This is a genomic window from Antarctobacter sp. (assembly GCF_034670325.1).
Classification (GTDB): domain Bacteria; phylum Pseudomonadota; class Alphaproteobacteria; order Rhodobacterales; family Rhodobacteraceae; genus Antarctobacter.
In genome coordinates, this window is the sequence record NZ_JAXMNR010000011.1 from 38,634 (window position 1) to 53,746 (window position 15,113).

19 protein-coding genes and 1 pseudogene are annotated in these 15,113 nt (G+C 63.3%); 13 read left to right on the top strand and 7 right to left on the bottom strand.

Going from position 1 to position 15,113, the window contains the following annotated elements:
* Positions 1 to 80: 80 nt before the first annotated feature.
* Together VOI21_RS21620 and VOI21_RS21625 are read right to left on the bottom strand one after the other, a co-directional pair.
* Positions 81 to 533: an isoprenylcysteine carboxylmethyltransferase family protein gene (locus tag VOI21_RS21620; RefSeq protein WP_323772039.1), complete on the bottom strand. Its 453-nt coding sequence runs from the start codon at positions 531 to 533 to the stop codon at positions 81 to 83.
* 93 nt (positions 534 to 626) lie between these two features.
* Positions 627 to 1,589, bottom strand: a complete 963-nt coding sequence (locus tag VOI21_RS21625; RefSeq protein ID WP_323772040.1) for an MBL fold metallo-hydrolase — start codon at positions 1,587 to 1,589, stop codon at positions 627 to 629.
* 122 nt (positions 1,590 to 1,711) lie between these two features.
* On the opposite strand from VOI21_RS21625, the gene VOI21_RS21630 reads away from it, so the two are divergent.
* A complete protein-coding gene (locus VOI21_RS21630) occupies positions 1,712 to 2,461 on the top strand; it encodes an SDR family oxidoreductase (RefSeq protein WP_323772041.1) in 750 nt (249 codons plus the stop codon).
* Positions 2,462 to 2,541: 80 nt separating this feature from the next.
* Here the strand turns inward: VOI21_RS21630 and VOI21_RS21635 are convergent, their stop codons facing one another.
* The 3 genes from VOI21_RS21635 to VOI21_RS21645 form a co-directional block, all read right to left on the bottom strand.
* On the bottom strand, positions 2,542 to 2,868 hold the full coding sequence (locus VOI21_RS21635) for a hypothetical protein (protein WP_323772042.1): 327 nt from the start codon (positions 2,866 to 2,868) through the stop codon (positions 2,542 to 2,544).
* A 44-nt stretch (positions 2,869 to 2,912) separates the two neighbouring features.
* Complete coding sequence (locus VOI21_RS21640; protein WP_323772043.1) at positions 2,913 to 3,854, bottom strand: hemopexin repeat-containing protein; 942 nt, start codon at positions 3,852 to 3,854, stop codon at positions 2,913 to 2,915.
* Positions 3,855 to 4,066: 212 nt separating this feature from the next.
* Positions 4,067 to 4,645 carry a helix-turn-helix domain-containing protein gene (locus VOI21_RS21645; protein ID WP_323772044.1) on the bottom strand — a complete coding sequence of 193 codons (579 nt, stop codon included), beginning with the start codon at positions 4,643 to 4,645 and terminating at the stop codon, positions 4,067 to 4,069.
* Positions 4,646 to 4,735: 90 nt separating this feature from the next.
* On the opposite strand from VOI21_RS21645, the gene VOI21_RS21650 reads away from it, so the two are divergent.
* Together VOI21_RS21650 and VOI21_RS21655 are read left to right on the top strand one after the other, a co-directional pair.
* Positions 4,736 to 5,191: a (2Fe-2S)-binding protein gene (locus VOI21_RS21650; RefSeq protein ID WP_323772045.1), complete on the top strand. Its 456-nt coding sequence runs from the start codon at positions 4,736 to 4,738 to the stop codon at positions 5,189 to 5,191.
* A 3-nt stretch (positions 5,192 to 5,194) separates the two neighbouring features.
* A complete protein-coding gene (locus VOI21_RS21655) occupies positions 5,195 to 7,432 on the top strand; it encodes a xanthine dehydrogenase family protein molybdopterin-binding subunit (RefSeq protein ID WP_323772046.1) in 2,238 nt (745 codons plus the stop codon).
* Between the two features lie 308 nt (positions 7,433 to 7,740).
* Here the strand turns inward: VOI21_RS21655 and VOI21_RS21660 are convergent, their stop codons facing one another.
* Entirely contained in the window at positions 7,741 to 8,517 is a 777-nt protein-coding gene (locus VOI21_RS21660) for a gamma-glutamyl-gamma-aminobutyrate hydrolase family protein (RefSeq protein ID WP_323772047.1), read from the bottom strand.
* A gap of 192 nt (positions 8,518 to 8,709) precedes the next feature.
* Between VOI21_RS21660 and VOI21_RS21665 the strand changes: the two genes are divergently transcribed.
* The 8 genes from VOI21_RS21665 (at position 8,710) to VOI21_RS21700 (ending at position 13,785) form a co-directional block, all read left to right on the top strand.
* On the top strand, positions 8,710 to 9,591 hold the full coding sequence (locus VOI21_RS21665; RefSeq protein ID WP_323772048.1) for a hypothetical protein: 882 nt from the start codon (positions 8,710 to 8,712) through the stop codon (positions 9,589 to 9,591).
* A 197-nt stretch (positions 9,592 to 9,788) separates the two neighbouring features.
* A complete protein-coding gene (locus VOI21_RS21670) occupies positions 9,789 to 10,613 on the top strand; it encodes an AAA family ATPase (protein ID WP_323772049.1) in 825 nt (274 codons plus the stop codon).
* Positions 10,559 to 10,819, top strand: a complete 261-nt coding sequence (locus VOI21_RS21675) for a hypothetical protein (protein WP_323772050.1) — start codon at positions 10,559 to 10,561, stop codon at positions 10,817 to 10,819. Before VOI21_RS21670 ends, VOI21_RS21675 begins: the two co-directional genes overlap by 55 nt.
* Positions 10,816 to 11,232 carry a hypothetical protein gene (locus VOI21_RS21680; RefSeq protein WP_323772051.1) on the top strand — a complete coding sequence of 139 codons (417 nt, stop codon included), beginning with the start codon at positions 10,816 to 10,818 and terminating at the stop codon, positions 11,230 to 11,232. Before VOI21_RS21675 ends, VOI21_RS21680 begins: the two co-directional genes overlap by 4 nt.
* 14 nt (positions 11,233 to 11,246) lie before the next feature.
* The gene (locus VOI21_RS21685; protein WP_323772052.1) at positions 11,247 to 11,657 is read left to right on the top strand and encodes a regulatory protein GemA; all 411 of its coding nucleotides are present in this window, start codon (positions 11,247 to 11,249) and stop codon (positions 11,655 to 11,657) included.
* Positions 11,658 to 11,858: 201 nt separating this feature from the next.
* Positions 11,859 to 12,035: a hypothetical protein gene (locus VOI21_RS21690; protein ID WP_323772053.1), complete on the top strand. Its 177-nt coding sequence runs from the start codon at positions 11,859 to 11,861 to the stop codon at positions 12,033 to 12,035.
* 77 nt (positions 12,036 to 12,112) lie between these two features.
* Positions 12,113 to 13,009: a Mu-like prophage major head subunit gpT family protein gene (locus tag VOI21_RS21695; protein ID WP_323772054.1), complete on the top strand. Its 897-nt coding sequence runs from the start codon at positions 12,113 to 12,115 to the stop codon at positions 13,007 to 13,009.
* A gap of 20 nt (positions 13,010 to 13,029) precedes the next feature.
* A complete protein-coding gene (locus VOI21_RS21700) occupies positions 13,030 to 13,785 on the top strand; it encodes a phage protease (protein WP_323772055.1) in 756 nt (251 codons plus the stop codon).
* Between the two features lie 107 nt (positions 13,786 to 13,892).
* On the opposite strand, the pseudogene VOI21_RS21705 reads toward VOI21_RS21700, so the two are convergent.
* Positions 13,893 to 13,973: pseudogene (locus VOI21_RS21705) on the bottom strand (ATP-binding protein); the annotation flags it as partial.
* 289 nt (positions 13,974 to 14,262) lie between these two features.
* On the opposite strand from VOI21_RS21705, the gene VOI21_RS21710 reads away from it, so the two are divergent.
* Together VOI21_RS21710 and VOI21_RS21715 are read left to right on the top strand one after the other, a co-directional pair.
* On the top strand, positions 14,263 to 14,658 hold the full coding sequence (locus VOI21_RS21710) for a LuxR C-terminal-related transcriptional regulator (RefSeq protein ID WP_323772056.1): 396 nt from the start codon (positions 14,263 to 14,265) through the stop codon (positions 14,656 to 14,658).
* The gene (locus VOI21_RS21715; protein ID WP_323772057.1) at positions 14,655 to 15,053 is read left to right on the top strand and encodes a hypothetical protein; all 399 of its coding nucleotides are present in this window, start codon (positions 14,655 to 14,657) and stop codon (positions 15,051 to 15,053) included. The genes VOI21_RS21710 and VOI21_RS21715 overlap by 4 nt, the downstream gene beginning before the upstream one ends.
* Positions 15,054 to 15,113 lie beyond the last annotated feature (60 nt).

Below are 15,113 nucleotides of genomic sequence, written 5' to 3' on the forward strand. Positions count from 1 at the left end.
CGGCGGCGACGCGCCCGAAACCCGCCGAAACATGCGACGACACGTCACTTTATGCCGGGAAACGCGCCGGTCTTGATCGTTCAGACCCAGCGGCGCACGTCTTTTTCATAGTGGGCAAAGCTCGCGCGGAACTTGCGACGCAGGCGATCCTCTTCCGGTACGATAAAGCGTCTTTCGATCACCCAGACAAAGATCGGCACCAAAGGCAGCGCCAGCACCGCGCCCCAGTAGAGGATCATCCCCGCAAGGATCATCGAATCCCCCAGATAGATCGGGTTGCGCGTGCGTTTGAAGATGCCGCTGGTCACCAGACGGTCGGCGTTCCTGTGCGGGATCACCGTGGTCCGGTGCCGCCGCATCTCAGAGATGGCCAGCCCCATCAGGATCAAACCGCCACCCACCAGCAACCCGCCCAGCAGGTCCGCCCAGACCGGCCCAAAGCTGAGGCCAAAGCCGAAGTACGTCTTTTGCACCCAGGCCAGCAGCAGCGCGCCAGTCAACCAGACCGGCGGCATGTCGATCCATTTCAGCATCTGCGGCCCCCTTGGTTTCGTCGCGTGTAATCTATGGCGCGCCGCGCCGTCTTCTGAGCCGACGAATGGCCGCAGCGCGCCGAAAGCTGGGTGTTATTCCCACTCCATCTCTTCAAAGACACGCCCGGCATTTTTGGTCGCCAATTCCTCGAACGTATCCAGATGCGCCCATGCGGCCTGATCGACGTAATAGGCCCCGGCCAGATCGCCGCCGTCGTCAATATGTGCGCCGATCTTGGCGCGCAGGTCCTTGAGGTAGTCCGAGGTATAGCGCGTCACCTGCGCGATGTTGGTGGGGTGGCCGTGGCCGGGGATCACGTAGGTTGCGCCCAGACCTGTGAACGGACCGTCAAAGGTTTCGATCCAGCAACTGGTGCAGGTGTCGGCAAAGATCGGCGGCATCCGTTCGTGAAAGGCGATGTCGCCCGCGATCACGATGCCCCACTGGGGTATCCAGACCTGCGTGTCGCCCGGTCCGTGGGCAGAGCCAAGGTGCAGCACATTCAGCGTCACATCGCCCATTTCAACGGTGTAGGTGTCCGAGAACGACAGGTTCGGCAGGGCGATCCGGGTGCCTTCTGCCTTGTCCTGATTGTAGCGCTTCATTCCTTGCAGGATGAAATCGCCGTTTTCCTCGACCTCTGCGATGGCGTCGTCATGGGCAAGGATATCGACCCCAAGATCGGCCCAGTAGGAATTGCCAAGGATGGCGTGCCCCTGACCGTTCTCATTGATCACCAGTTTGACCGGCTGGTCGGTGATCGCCTTGATCTCATCGTGCAGGGCTGCGGCCAGCCGCGCCGATGCGCCGCCGTTGATCACCACCACCCCGTCGCCGGTGATGACAAAGGACAGGTTGTTGTTATGGCCCGAGTTTTCATAGGTCGGCGGCGCGGTGGCCCCGATGGCGGAAAAGACATGCGGAATGACTTCGACAGGTTTGTCGTAGAGTTCCGATTGCGGGTACTTGTCGGCAATATCCTCGCTGGCGCTTGCAGCAACGGCGCAAAGGGCCAGAACAGAGGTCAGTCCAGAGATCTGGGCAATACGTTTCATGAGATCCTCCCGATAATCACCAACATATTCACATGCGTGAATAGCATTGCCAAGCGATCCGTCGCGGACCTCTTGTCACAGGACCCTGCCGCTGTAGGCTGCGGACAAAACGGGAGGATTTCATGCTGGACGGAAAACACGCGCTGGTCACTGGCGGCGGCAGCGGCATCGGGTTGGCCATTGCGCGGGCGCTGGCGGCCGAGGGCGCGCAGGTGACAATCACCGGTCGCCGGGTCGACAGGCTGGAAGCGGCGCGCGGCGACCACATCTTTCCGCTGGCGATGGACGTGATGGATGAGACGTCGGTTGTGCACGGCATCGCCGCAGCGGTCGAGGACCGAGGGCCGATCCAGATCTGCGTGCCCAACGCCGGGATTGCCGAGGGCCGGTCGATCCTCAAGACCGACATGGCCTTTTGGCGGACGATGATGGCGACCAATGTCGACGGCGCGTTCCTGACCATCCGCGAATGCCTGAAATCCATGTCCGAGACCGATTGGGGCCGGGTGATCGCGGTGTCCTCGATTGCCGGGCTGCGGGGCTTGAAGGGCGCGCCGACCTATACCGCGTCCAAACACGCGTTGCTGGGACTGATCCGGGCGCTGGCGGCGGATTACGCCAAGAAACCCTATACGTTCAACGCGCTCTGCCCCGCCTATGTGGACACGGACATCGTTGACATGAACGTCACCTCGATCATGCAGCGCACCGGCTGGTCCGAGTCCGAGGCCCGCGCCACCATGGTCAACGTCAACCCGCACGGGCGGCTGATTGCCCCCGAAGAGGTCGCGCAGGCGGCGGTGTGGTTGTGCCATGAGGCATCGGGCAGCGTGAACGGTCAGGCGATCCAGATCGCCGGCGGCGAGGTCTGAAAGCGGGTTCTGAACGCGCGACTTGTCGATAGGGTCGACCTTCGGCGCGGCGGCAACCGCCCCCGCGCCTGTCGCGTGTCTCAGGGGCAGAGCACAAAGCCGGAGTTGTCGGTGATGCAGGCCCCCCGGTTGATGCAAACGTCCCGGCAGCCTACCAGCTTGGCGCTGCACTCTTCGTAGACGACCTCATCGTCGGCCACCACCTGCGCCGCCAGCCCGGTGGACACGCAACTGTCGTAGGACGTCATGCATGAGGTGTCGCATTGCGACGCCCCTGCGGTCAGGATCACCCGCAGGCTGTCGACGGACATCGCCGCCGGGGTGAGCAGCGGATCGGCAGAGACCGGCGACATCGAAAGCGCAAGAAGGGCGGCTGCGGCAAGGCGCATTGAAAGACCTGTGTTCATATCCTGTCCTTTGAATTGATCGAAGGTGCAGCGTACGGCTGCTGTCACTGGCACGCATTTTTCCGGGTGCACTCCGCGAATTTCACGTCAAACCAGCTTGGCCCCGAGCGGGTTGGCGGAATGGATTGGCAGGCATCATAGGCCTCACGCTCACATATGCCGTAGAGAGCGTTGGCGCAGATCGGCAGGTCCTCACCGCTGCCGGATTGGACCACGGGCGCGCAGCCTCCGGCCCCTTTCACCTTCCCCGGCGGACAGGGCGGGACAGGGTGGACCACGACAGGGGCGCCAAAGCCAAAGAAATAGGCGCTGGAGCCCGTGCCCCGCATGGCCGCGCCGACGGCGTCAAATCCCAGACCCGGCCAGCTGGTGCCGTCGATCCCGCGAGGATAACCCTGATCGGCCCGGTCGGCGGCGATGTCATAGCGCAGATAGCCGCCGCCCTTGCCAAAGAAATAGGCGCTGCCATTGCTGCCGTTGATCGCCGCATCTATCGGCCCCAGCGCGGCAAGGCCGGGCCAGCCGGTGTCATCGACATATTGCGGATAGCCCGGATCGGCGCGGTCTGCGGCGATATCATAGCGGATATACATGTTTTCCTTAAAGAAATACGCCTTGCCATTGCCCCAGTTGATGACCGCATCAACGCCGGTCGGCCAGACGCCGGGCCAGGTGTTGCGGTCGATCGACTTGGGATAGCCGGGATCGGCGCGGTCGGCAGCAATATCGTAGCGGACATACTGGCTGCCGCTGAAGAAATAGGCCTTGCCGTTGCCCCAGTTCACCGCCGCGTCGATGCCCTGTGGCCAGACCCCCGGCCATGTGCTGCCGTCCATGGGCCGGGGATAGCCCGCGTCGGCCCGGTCAGCGGACATGTCATAGCGCACATAGTCCTCAGCCTGCGCCGCGCCGCCTGCCCCAATCGTCAGGAGCGCGCACAGCGTCAGGGCGCGGCACCCCGCTTGCCAAATACCAGCCGGTCTCATCCACGACCCCTTTTCTACCGATATCAGCGCTCAACTGCGCGGCGGTTCCGTGACCTCGGGGCGGTTCAAAAAAATGAGATTTCCGCGGCAAGCGCGTGGTCCGCTGCCCCGAGTTGCGTTCCGATACCCATTCAAATCCAGATCACTGTGACCCGGTCCTGCGCGTTTTGCCAAGCGAATTGCGGCAACTGGCCGAAATAGGTGGTCGGTCCTCAGGGACGCAAACCCCGCCCCAGCACCTGCGCCAGCCGGTCGCGGTCTGTCGCGAACCGGGCATAGGGCGGGCGTTTGATACCGTCGAGCGCACGCAACAGCAGCGCCGCCATCTGTTCGGCTGTGCCGTCCAGCGCGACCCGGCCCTGTGCGGCCTCATGCGTCAACCAGTCGGCAAAGACCGTGGTCATGCGGGCCATGCCCGCCTCGACCACGTCGCGCGCGTGGCTGTCCTTGAGGTCCAGCAGTTCCGCGCCATGCGGGCTTTCCAGCATCTCGCGGATCATCGGCCCGGTCTTGGCCGCGAAGGCGCGCGCCAGTTGCGCCTCGACCGGCCCCGCGCCCGCCAGCGCGACGGCCACCTCATCTGCCGCGCGATCAAAATAGACCTCGACCATGCGGCGCGCGATGTCTTCCTTGTTGCGGAAATGCTGGTACAGCGCCGGGCGCGACATGCCCACCGCCCGCGCTATATCCTCCATAGAGGTGCGGCGGAATCCGTATTGGCACATGACCGCCATGGCGGCGCCCAATATGGCCTCCTGCTTGACGCGCTCAATGTCAGATGCATCCATCATGGAACCAGTCCTGACAAAACTTCGCAATTCTGTCAATTGACACTCTGACATTTTCAGGTATTTTTGTCAGAAACCAGCCAGGAGGACGACATGGCCACCACGCTCACCGTAAATGGCGCCGCCCAAGAGGTGGACCTGCCCGATTACGTGCCACTGCTTTGGGCCTTGCGGGATGCGCTCAACCTGACCGGGACGAAGTTCGGGTGCGGCGTTGCCGCCTGCGGGGCCTGCACCGTGCATATCGACGGTGAGGCGGTGCGCTCTTGCCAGATCCCCATCGGCGACGTCTGGGGCGAAGTGACCACCATCGAAGGGCTGGGCACACCCGACGCGATGCACCGGCTGCAACAGGCATGGGTCGACCATCAAGTGGCGCAATGCGGGTACTGCCAGTCCGGTCAGATCATGCAGGCCGCCGCCCTGCTGGCCGAAACGGCAAACCCCACCGATGACGACATCGACGCCGCGATGCAGGGCAACCTCTGCCGCTGCGGCACGTATCCGCGCATTCGCGCCGCCATCAAATCCGCCGCGCAAGGAGCCTGAGCCATGGCAAGCATTGGCAAGATCGCCCGCCGCACCTTTTTGATCGGGGCCGTGGCCGTCGCTGGCGGCGCCGCCTTTGGCGCATGGTATGTCAGTCGCCCCGCCCCCAACCCGCTGAAGCCCGGTGAGGGAGAGGCCAGCCTGAATCCCTTTGTGCTGATCGACGGTGATGGTGTGACCCTGATCGCGCCCCGCGCCGAGATGGGACAAGGCACCATGACCACATGGGCCGCGCTGATCGCCGAGGAAATGGATCTGGCGTGGGAGGACGTGCGCGTCATCCACGGACCACCCGGTCAGGCCTATTACAACAGCGCCCTGATGGGCGAAGGCATGAGCCACAAAGGCTATGACGCCTCGTCGTTCCAGCATTCTCTGGGCGAGATGCTGGGCGTCATGGGCAAGGTGTTTTCCATGCAGGTCACCGGCGGCTCTACCGCCATGAAAGACGGCTATGAACGGATGCGCGTCACCGGGGCCGCCGCGCGCGAGATGCTCAAGACCGCCGCCGCCAAGCGCCTGAACGTCGGGCTGGACGAATTGCGCACCGAAAACGGCGCGGTGATCGCCCCGGACGGCACCGCCATCCCCTATACAGAGCTTGCCGCCGAGGCAGCAGAGGTTGAGCCGCCGAAGGTCGAGCTGCGCGAGCGGTCAGACTGGAAGCTGCTGGGCACCTCGCTGCCGCGCAAGGACGTTCTGGGCAAATCCACCGGCACCGCCGCCTTTGGCATCGACACCCGCCTGCCGGGAATGCGCTATGCCGCCGTCCGCATGTCGCCCACCCGGGGCGGCATGAAAAGCTATGACGCGTTTGAGGCCAGCCGCATGGCGGGCGTCGAAAAGGTGGTCGATCTGGGCGACGGGCTGGCGGTGATCGCCACCAACACGTGGCTGGCGCAGCAGGCGGTGGATGCGATTCCTGTCGAATGGAACCCGGCCCCCTACCCCGAAACCACAGAAGAGATGTTCCGCGCCATCGAGGCGGGCTTTGACACAGAGCCGAACTCGACCCTGCGTGACGACGGCAACCCCGACAAGCTGCCCGACGGCGCACAGCGCATCAAGGCAGAGTACCGCGTGCCCTTCCTCGCCCATGCCACCATGGAGCCGATGAACGCCACCGCGTGGTTCGACGGGACCAACCTGCGGATCTGGTGCGGCAATCAGGGGCCGACCTTCTTGCGCGACGCTTGCGCCGCCGAGGCCGGGATCGCCCCCGAAGAGGTCGAGGTCAATGTCACCCTGATGGGCGGCGGCTTTGGCAGGCGGGGCGAATTTGACTATGCGGTGCTGGCCACCCGCGTGGCCAAGGCCATGCCCGGCACGCCGGTCAACGTCACATGGTCACGCGAAGAGGACATGACCCATGACTTTTACCGCCCCGCGGCCATCGCCCGCATCACCGGCGCGGTCGAGGGCGGCAAGGCAGTGGCCTTTGACGCGCGGGTCTCGTCGCCGGCGATTGCCGAACAGGCGCTGGACCGCTGGGTCGGCTTTGCCCCCGGTGGCCCCTCCAAAGAGATCGTCGATGCGATCTACAATCAGCCCTACGGTATCCCCAACAACCGCGTGACCGGCCACAAGGCCGAGATCACCCCGCCGCTGGGGTTCTGGCGCTCTGTCGGGGCCAGTTTCAACGGGTTCTTCCACGAAAGCTTCATGGATGAACTGGCCCATGCGGCGGGGGCCGATCCGCTGGAGTTTCGTCTGGATCTGACCCGCGACGAATGGCTGCCCGCCTACTACGTGCTGGAGGCAGTGCGCGACATGTCCGGCTGGACCGGCAAGACAGAGGCCGGTGTCGGGCGCGGGATCGCCATGGTCTACAGCTTTGGCACCCCCACCGCGATCGTGATCGAGGTCAAGGACGTGGACGGGTTGATCCGCCTCACCAACGCATGGATCGCGGCGGACCCGGGGGTGGCGCTGGACCCCGCCAATATCGAGGCGCAACTGACAGGCGGCATGGCGTACGGGCTGTCCTCGGCCATGGGCGAAGAGATCACCTTTGCCGGGGGCGTGGTCGCGCAAAAGAACTTTCCCGACTACGATCCACTGCGGATGTCGCAGATGCCCGCCGTCGAAGTCAAAGTGCTGGAAAACCAAAAGCGCCTGAATGGCATCGGAGAGGTCGCCACCCCGCCCGCCGCCCCGGCGCTGGCGAATGCGATCTTTGACCTGACGGGCCAGCGCGTACGCGAACTGCCGCTGAACAAGGCGTTGGACTTTTACCTGTAAAAAACGTGCGCCCGGTTTGACCGGGCGCGCACCCTCGGTCCTGCAAAATCCGCCCGCCACCGTTTGAAAATCGTGAAAGCTGCCGATTGTGCCGCAATGTCCTTGCGCCGGTGGCGGACTTATCCGAACGTATAGGCATCCCTTCCAGGTCTGTTCCTGGGCACACCGTAAATCGTTAACGATCATTGGCCCCTGCTTTCCCGGCGGGGGCCGCTTTTATCGCCTGTCAGCCTAAAGGGCCGGGTCGGTGCGCTTGCGCGCGCCGATCCTCAGGGGGGAATAGGTTCTTGGCGGTAAAAAGCCCTGCGTCAGCTGGCGGCGCGCAGCCCTTCGGGGCCCTTCGCGGCCCATGCATGTACGGCCTGCCCAAAGGCGGCGAACAACGGGCGCGACACCGGATCGTTGGCGGCGTTCCATTCCGGATGCCATTGCACGGCCAACGTGAACCCCGGCGCATCCCTGACGTGCAGCGCCTCTGGCGTGCCATCGGGCGCATGGCCTTCGATCACGATCCGCGCGCCCGGCGTCTTGACGCCCTGCCCGTGCAGCGTGTTTGTCAGAACCTCGGTCGCGCCAAAGAGCCGGTGAAAGACCCCGCCTTCGGTCAGCGTCACCTTGTGGCGCAGGGCGAACTTCTCTTCCAGCGTGCCGTCCGGCGGCATCCGGTGGTTCATCCGGCCGGGCAGATCGCGGATTTCGGGGTAGAGCGTGCCGCCCATGGCCACATTGACCTCCTGGAACCCGCGGCAGATGCCCAGAAAAGGCTGACCGCGCGCGACACAGGCCCGCACAAGCGGCAGGGTGATGGCGTCGCGGTTGCGGTCGGGCTGGCCATGCGCCTCTGTCCATTCCTCGCCGTATTCCTCGGGGTGGACGTTGGGACGGCCGCCCGTCAGGACAAAGCCATCGCAGGTCTCAAGCAGTTCCTCGACCGTCACCAGACGCGGGTCCGACGGGATCACCATCGGCAGGCACCCGGAGACGTCCGACACCGCCTCGGAGTTCATCGTGCCGCCCGCGTGGGTCGGGTACTGATCGTTGATCATGTACTGGTTGCCGATGATGCCGACGATGGGGCGCGCCATGAATCCTGCTCCTCTTGGACAGCAGATATGTAGACCACATGGGGCCGCGCGAAAAGTGTCCGCCCGCACAGAGCGGCCTGCGGCCGCACACAGGTGCATACGCTGCCCATTGTAAAGGCATTCACCAAAAACAGGCGCCGCTGCTTCTTCTTGGTCAAAATACCTCCGGGGGAGTCGACCAAAGGGAGACGGGTGAACGCCGTTATTTATACCGATAACGGCTCCGCCTTTGCGGGGCATCTTGTTGCGGGTGGGATGCCGCATCGGTTCCGCAATGGCGCGGCATCGGGTGTGCAGCCCATGGGCATCTGCAAGATCATGGGCATCGGCACCCGGTTTGCACTGCCGAAGAACGCCCAAGCGAAGATCGCAGAGCGGACCTTTGCCGCCCTGTCACGGGTTGTGGACGATGGACCAGAGTTCAAGGTCGCACACGCAGGGCACGCCCCCGGTGCCAGCCCGACGCCGAAGGTTGTGCCAATCCCGATTGAAGAGACGAAAGCGGTTCTGTCCCGCGAAGTCGCGCGCCACAACCGGGAACCCGGCCGCCGCAGCCAAGGCGCGCGCGGTCGGTCCTATGAGGGTATGTTGCGGGACGGATTGGCGGAGCGTGAACAGATTGGGCGTCCGGTGCGCCGCGCATCGGCGGAACAGCTCTACCTTTCCGGATTGATCTGGAAGCCGGTTGCGGTGGACCGCTTTGGGCGGGTTGCCGCGAACGGCTGGCAGTATGGCGGGCCGGAAACGCAGGAGGCGCTTTTGGGCTTCCATGGCACCGGGCGGCGCATCCTACTGGGGCGCGACCCGGACGATTTCAACGCACCTGCCATCGCGTTTGACGATGCCGGAAGCCTCATTTGCCGGGGCATCAACCCGGTAAAGCGTGGCCCTTATGCCAGCGTAGACGGCATCCGGGTGCCGCCCGCAACCGAAAGGCGGCGCGCGTGGCCACCGACGCTGCCAAGGACGCAAACGACTACTTGGACAATGCCACAATGGGCGCAGCCATCGCGGCTCTCAACGCGGCGTCCAAGGGTGATGATGCACCGCCGCCACCGCCGCGCAAGGTTGTAGGTGCGCGGTTCGGTCGGGTGCTAGCAACCCGGCACGAAGACCCCGTTGAAGACGACGAAATATCCGGCGTTATTGAGGAATTTGACCGTGCCAGCGGGTTCGACCCGAGGCGCGTTTTAGGCGGTCAGTGACGTCTTACACACGTCACTGACCTTTCACCGGCGGGCGCAAGCCTACCAAGCAAAGCGGAGTGAACAATGGCAGAGCATCTGCGCATCATCAACCCCCCACAGCCCCGGCGCGCGTCCGGGCTGGTCTTGACGGAGACCGCGACCAATATCCTGCGGTCGGTCAAGCTGGTCGCGGACGAACCCGGCACGCTGACCATGGTCGCGGGCATCCCCGGTGTGGGCAAGTCCGAGACGTTGGTTCGCTACGTCCAGAACAACCCCGAAGCCATCAAGATGGATATCGTTGCGGACGAAGGGAAAGTCTGGGACTTGGCCGCAGCGTTCATGGAGTTGTTCGACATGGGAACGCCGAACAACCGCCGGATGCGGGAAGAGCGCCAACGGATTACTGAGGCAATTGGCGCTGATCGCGTCGTGATCTTCGATGAGGCGCAGTATCTGGCAAACTACAACCCGCGCGGCGGTTTCAATTTCGACGCCTATGAATGGGTCCGGGCCATGGCCGAAGAGGGCAGTTTTTCTGTCGTGTTCTGCGGAGACCTGTCCCTTGCCGACACAATCGGGTCTGTTCCCCTGCTTCGGCGGCGCATGGTGCGCCCCGTGGTGATCCGGTCGGTTCCGAAAGGCGACGTCGTGACGTTTGCAGAGGCGCGCGGCGTGACGGATGCCACGATCACAGATGCACTGGCCGCTGTGGCCAAGCGCCATGGTGGCTTGGCTGACGTCAAGCGCACGCTCGACCATGCAGCCAAACGGGCCGGTGATCGCAGGATCAGCGCAGCGGATGGGAAGGCGGCATTGCAGTATCTCGGGCTTTCAATTCCGGGAGGTCGGCAATGCAGAACAAGACCAAAACCGAAGCCACATTGTCTCAATCGCTTCTGGCACTGACCGAATTTCCTACCGTTTCCTTCAACTGGCTGACCATGTTGACGGAAATTTTGACGACCCCCGCGCCAACTCCGAAAGACGGCGAAGCACTGGCCCGGATCGCCGCAGGCTTTCAGGCCGATATTGAACGCGCGGAGCGGAATGGTCGGGCTGTGCGGGAATACATCCAAGCCGCAATGGACATGCAAAAAGGACCGCTGCAATGAGCGCGCCGGAAGATTACCGCGTGAAGAACGCGCGCGAGGGCAAGGCCGTCTACATCCCCGGACGGCCTATCGAAGAGTTCAAAGCCGAACTCGAAAGGAAAGCCGACATGGCAGACAGGAAGAGCCTGCGTCTGCATCTGGACGTCAGCCTGAACGAATTGGAGGGCGCGAGGAAAGCGACGGACAACGCAGCGACCAACTACAGCGCGGCGGCGGATGCTTTCGACCTTCTGGCCTATTGCATCGGACAGGGTGCGATTGCCGCCGACGATGAAGCCTTGGGGTCCACGCTCTACTTGCTGGGGCAAGGGATGCGCAGCTTGGCGGAAACCCAAGGCAACGACCTTTCGCAATTCGGTCTGACGCTTGGTCGCGCGGCCCGCGAAGGCTTTGACTTTATCCCGCGCAACTAACAGGAGGCGGCGCAATGATCATCAGTGACAATCAACGGAAACTGTTTTGGGTGGCCGTGCGCAAGCTGGGGTGGAGTGAAGACCAGATGCGCCCCGCTTTGGTCCAGATCGCGGGCGTCCCCAGTGTGACGGAGCTGGATCAGGATGGCTTTGACGCGATGATGGGCTTTTTCGAGTACTGCGGGTTCAAGCCTCTGACCGCGCGCGGCAAGAACTATGGGAAGCGCCCCGGCATGGCCAGCTTTGCCCAGCTCGAATTGATCCGCAACCTCTGGCACGAATACACCCGCCGCAAGGCTGGTGAAGCTGAGCTGAACCGCTGGCTGGTGAACAAGTGGCACATTTCCAGCTTGCGGTTCCTGACGCGGGACATGGCCCCCAAACTGATCACCGCGCTCAAGGCGATGAAGGCGCGCGCGGCCTGACCTGACACCAAGCGCACGACAAGACAGAAGGGCGGCGCGCAAGTGCCGCCCTTTCTGCATCCCGCCACAGATACGCAGAGCGGGCGCAGGAGGGCCGTTGCGTTCAGAGGGGGTCGCACCTCGACAAAGGGCGAGACGGTTATTTAATAGGGGTTCAAATCGCCTCTCAGCCACATCCAGCAGTGCAAGGCCGCTTGAGACATGCAAATCCACGACCAAATTGCCGTTTTACTCGACACGAGACCCCTGCCGAAGGATGCCGAAGTGCGCCTGAGCGATCTCCTGTCCAAACTGTCCGAGGATGAACGCGCGGCTGTAGAGGCGGGCTATCACGAGGCGCTTTGTGTTGCAGGGGCGGCGGAAATCCTACCCCCCTGAAAACAACTTCCGGCATTGATACGCCTTGTTCCGTGAATGGGCCTGACACGCGGCCCGCAACCGATACGGGACACGCCATGCTCATCAACGCGCAAAACCTCGACTTGGTCTACAAAGGTTTCCAAACGATCTATTCCGACGCCTATCTGGCCGCAGAGGTCAACTGGGACAAGATCGCCATGACGGTGGCCAGCGAAGGGTCGGAAGAGACTTATGGCTGGTTGGGCATGTTCCCGCAGTTTCGCGAGTGGGTCGGCCCGCGTGTCGTCCAGAACCTCACCGCGCACGGCTTCACGATCCTGAACAAGAAGTTCGAAAGCACCGTGGGCATTCCGCGCGACAATATCAGCGACGACCGCTTGGGCGTGTTCAAACCGGCCTTCTCGGAAATGGGCCAGCTTGCCCGCACGCATCCCGAAGAACTGATCTTCGCGCTCTTGGCGGCGGGTTTCACCTCTCCCTGTTTCGATGGTCAGAACTTCTTTGACACCGACCACCCGGTGACGGCACCGGACGGCACCACAACCATGGTCAGCAATTCCGGCGGCGGCAGCGGCGCGGCTTGGTTCCTCCTCGACACGGCGCGCGGGGTCAAACCGTTGATCTTCCAGAAGCGGGAAGATTACCAGTTCACTTCGCTCACCCGGCCCGAGGATCACAACGTCTTCATGAATGACGAATACCTCTACGGGGTCCGGGCGCGGGTGAATGCCGGGTTTGGTCTGTGGCAACTGGCCTACGGCAGCAAGGACACGCTGAATGCGAGCAACTACGCCGCCGCCCGCGCCGCCATGATGGGCTATAAGAGTTCCGAAGGCCGTATTCTGGGCGTGCGACCCAAGACGCTGATTGTGCCGCCGTCGCTCGAAGACGCGGCGCTGCATCTGCTGAACACCGAAACGCTCGATGGCGGCGGATCGAACCCGTACAAGGGCACGGCGGAGCTGATCGTCACACCCTATCTGAACGCCTGACGCGGCGCGGGGAAATGACCGTGGCCGCAACCTTCACTGTTCAATGTGACACCGCCCTGACCGGCGCGCCGGACTGGGTTCAGCTTGTGCCCGCCGGTCCGGTTGAAACCCGCGACGGGCGGCGCTTTCTCAATGACGCGCCTGCGCAGGTTCTGGCCAGCTTTCTGGCTGGCAAGATCGATCTGCCGGTGGACTATGAACACCAGAATGACCGGCCCGAGGCCAAACTGTCCGGCCCGGTCCCGGCGGCGGGCTGGATCAAAGAGCTTGCCGCCCGCGCAGACGGCATCTGGGCGCGCGTCGAATGGACCGCCCGCGCCCGTGAGATGATCGCGGCGCGGGAGTATCGCTTTCTCAGCCCGTCGATGCTGGTCGACAAGAAAACCAAGCGCGTTGTCGCGCTCAAGGGTGCGGGGCTGGTCCACCGTCCCGCTCTGCACATGACCGCGCTTGCCGCGCAGGAGACCGACATGCTCGATACACCCGACGCCCCGTCCTTCATGGCCCGCCTTGAGCAGCTCCTGAAGCTTGACGACACCGCCACCGAAGACGACATTCTTGCCGCCTTGGCGGACCGTCTTGGGGACAGTCCCGACCCACGCGACTATGTGCCGGTCATGGCATGGCAGGAGGCCGCGACTTGGTACAATTCCGAGCTGGCCACAATGCGCGAGGATCGGCTTTCCGACAAGGTGCAGAAAGCCATTTCCGATGGCTCCATCTTGCCCGCTGCCAAGGAATGGGCGCTGAGCCTGTCAATCGGCACGCAATCTTGACCCTCTATCGGCGTCCAAAAATGACCCCCTGCTGCGCCCTCGGGTAGCTGGCCCGATGCGGTGTAGCCACCACACAGCGCAGCCGTATCGGGCCAGCGGGAGTTCGTTTATTCCCTGGTCTTGAAGCGCCAGCTTTCGTTGCCGGTTTCGACGATCTCACAATGGTGGGTAAGGCGGTCGAGGAGCGCAGCGCCGAAGTGCAATTGCTGAGTGAACAGCTTGGCATCGCGCCGGAGCGCCTGACGGAGGACTGAGATTGGCTTGCATGTCCCGTCTTGCGCAAGCCATGCCCCGCCAGTGACGGGGCGCAGGGGGCCGGTCTGATCTCCTTCCGGCCCCCTAATTTGATCCAGATGCGCACCGCGCGCCGGATGAAGCGGACACGAGGTAAGTGCCATATGCGTGCTGCTGGCGCGACCGAGGCATTCCAAAACACAGCGCTTCGATGGGCCATGTTCCAACCGGGAGACGTTCACCGTGTCAAATCTGCCCAGCACCACATCGATAGAACCGGAGACGCGGCCTGCCATTCGCTATCCGCGTCACCCGGCGCACCTCGACCCTTTTGTAGAGGAATTGGGCGCGGCGCTGGCCGTGCGTTTCCTGATCGCCTTTGCCGGGTCCACGCTCTACTTTCCCACTGACCCAAGGGGGCGCAGCGCCGCCGAAGCGGTGATCGGCAAGGACCGCCTGCAAGCTCTGGGCGCGCGGATGCCGTCCAACCGGGCGGAGGTGCCGGTGCCGCGCACATGGCTCATTCTGGCGCTCACCGCCGAGGGCAAGTCCACCGCAGACATCTGCCGTGCGCTGAAAGTCACCGCCAAGACGGTCAAGACAGCCCGCCGCGAAAACCGCTGGAAGGTGCCGACATGAGCGAACCGTGCGTCACATTGGCAGGGTTGAGCCGGTCCTTGCAGGAGGCGCGTGGATTGATCCAAGCCGCATCTGACACGCTCGACACAGCGCAAATCGCAGTGGACAGGGTTGCGAAACAGACCCTTCAATACCCCATTCAACAGCCTGTCACAGGCTTGCCCGCGCCCTGCGACTATCGCCGCCAGCATCGCCCCGGACGGCCTGCCAAGATCGACGCGGACGCAGAGTTGCGCGCCTTCATCCTTGCGCGGATCGACGCCTTGACATTCCCCCAGCTCGAAGATGAAGTTGCCAAAGCGTTCCCAGAAGAACGCCGCGTGCGCAAATCGGCCATCAACGATTGGTGGCTGAAGCACCGGAAGGACCAAACCGCGAAATCCCAACCGGAATAGTCCGGGCACTTCGAGGGTAGTCCGGTATCAAACCCTTTGAAATCGGTAGTTCAGACTGAG

Coding starts and splice junctions, on each gene's coding strand:
- VOI21_RS21620 (WP_323772039.1), bottom strand. CDS start 533: ATGCTGAAATGGATCGACATGCCGCCGGTCTGGTTGACTGGCGCGCTG.
- VOI21_RS21625 (WP_323772040.1), bottom strand. CDS start 1,589: ATGAAACGTATTGCCCAGATCTCTGGACTGACCTCTGTTCTGGCCCTT.
- VOI21_RS21630 (WP_323772041.1), top strand. CDS start 1,712: ATGCTGGACGGAAAACACGCGCTGGTCACTGGCGGCGGCAGCGGCATC.
- VOI21_RS21635 (WP_323772042.1), bottom strand. CDS start 2,868: ATGAACACAGGTCTTTCAATGCGCCTTGCCGCAGCCGCCCTTCTTGCG.
- VOI21_RS21640 (WP_323772043.1), bottom strand. CDS start 3,854: ATGAGACCGGCTGGTATTTGGCAAGCGGGGTGCCGCGCCCTGACGCTG.
- VOI21_RS21645 (WP_323772044.1), bottom strand. CDS start 4,645: ATGATGGATGCATCTGACATTGAGCGCGTCAAGCAGGAGGCCATATTG.
- VOI21_RS21650 (WP_323772045.1), top strand. CDS start 4,736: ATGGCCACCACGCTCACCGTAAATGGCGCCGCCCAAGAGGTGGACCTG.
- VOI21_RS21655 (WP_323772046.1), top strand. CDS start 5,195: ATGGCAAGCATTGGCAAGATCGCCCGCCGCACCTTTTTGATCGGGGCC.
- VOI21_RS21660 (WP_323772047.1), bottom strand. CDS start 8,517: ATGGCGCGCCCCATCGTCGGCATCATCGGCAACCAGTACATGATCAAC.
- VOI21_RS21670 (WP_323772049.1), top strand. CDS start 9,789: ATGGCAGAGCATCTGCGCATCATCAACCCCCCACAGCCCCGGCGCGCG.
- VOI21_RS21675 (WP_323772050.1), top strand. CDS start 10,559: ATGCAGAACAAGACCAAAACCGAAGCCACATTGTCTCAATCGCTTCTG.
- VOI21_RS21680 (WP_323772051.1), top strand. CDS start 10,816: ATGAGCGCGCCGGAAGATTACCGCGTGAAGAACGCGCGCGAGGGCAAG.
- VOI21_RS21685 (WP_323772052.1), top strand. CDS start 11,247: ATGATCATCAGTGACAATCAACGGAAACTGTTTTGGGTGGCCGTGCGC.
- VOI21_RS21690 (WP_323772053.1), top strand. CDS start 11,859: ATGCAAATCCACGACCAAATTGCCGTTTTACTCGACACGAGACCCCTG.
- VOI21_RS21695 (WP_323772054.1), top strand. CDS start 12,113: ATGCTCATCAACGCGCAAAACCTCGACTTGGTCTACAAAGGTTTCCAA.
- VOI21_RS21715 (WP_323772057.1), top strand. CDS start 14,655: ATGAGCGAACCGTGCGTCACATTGGCAGGGTTGAGCCGGTCCTTGCAG.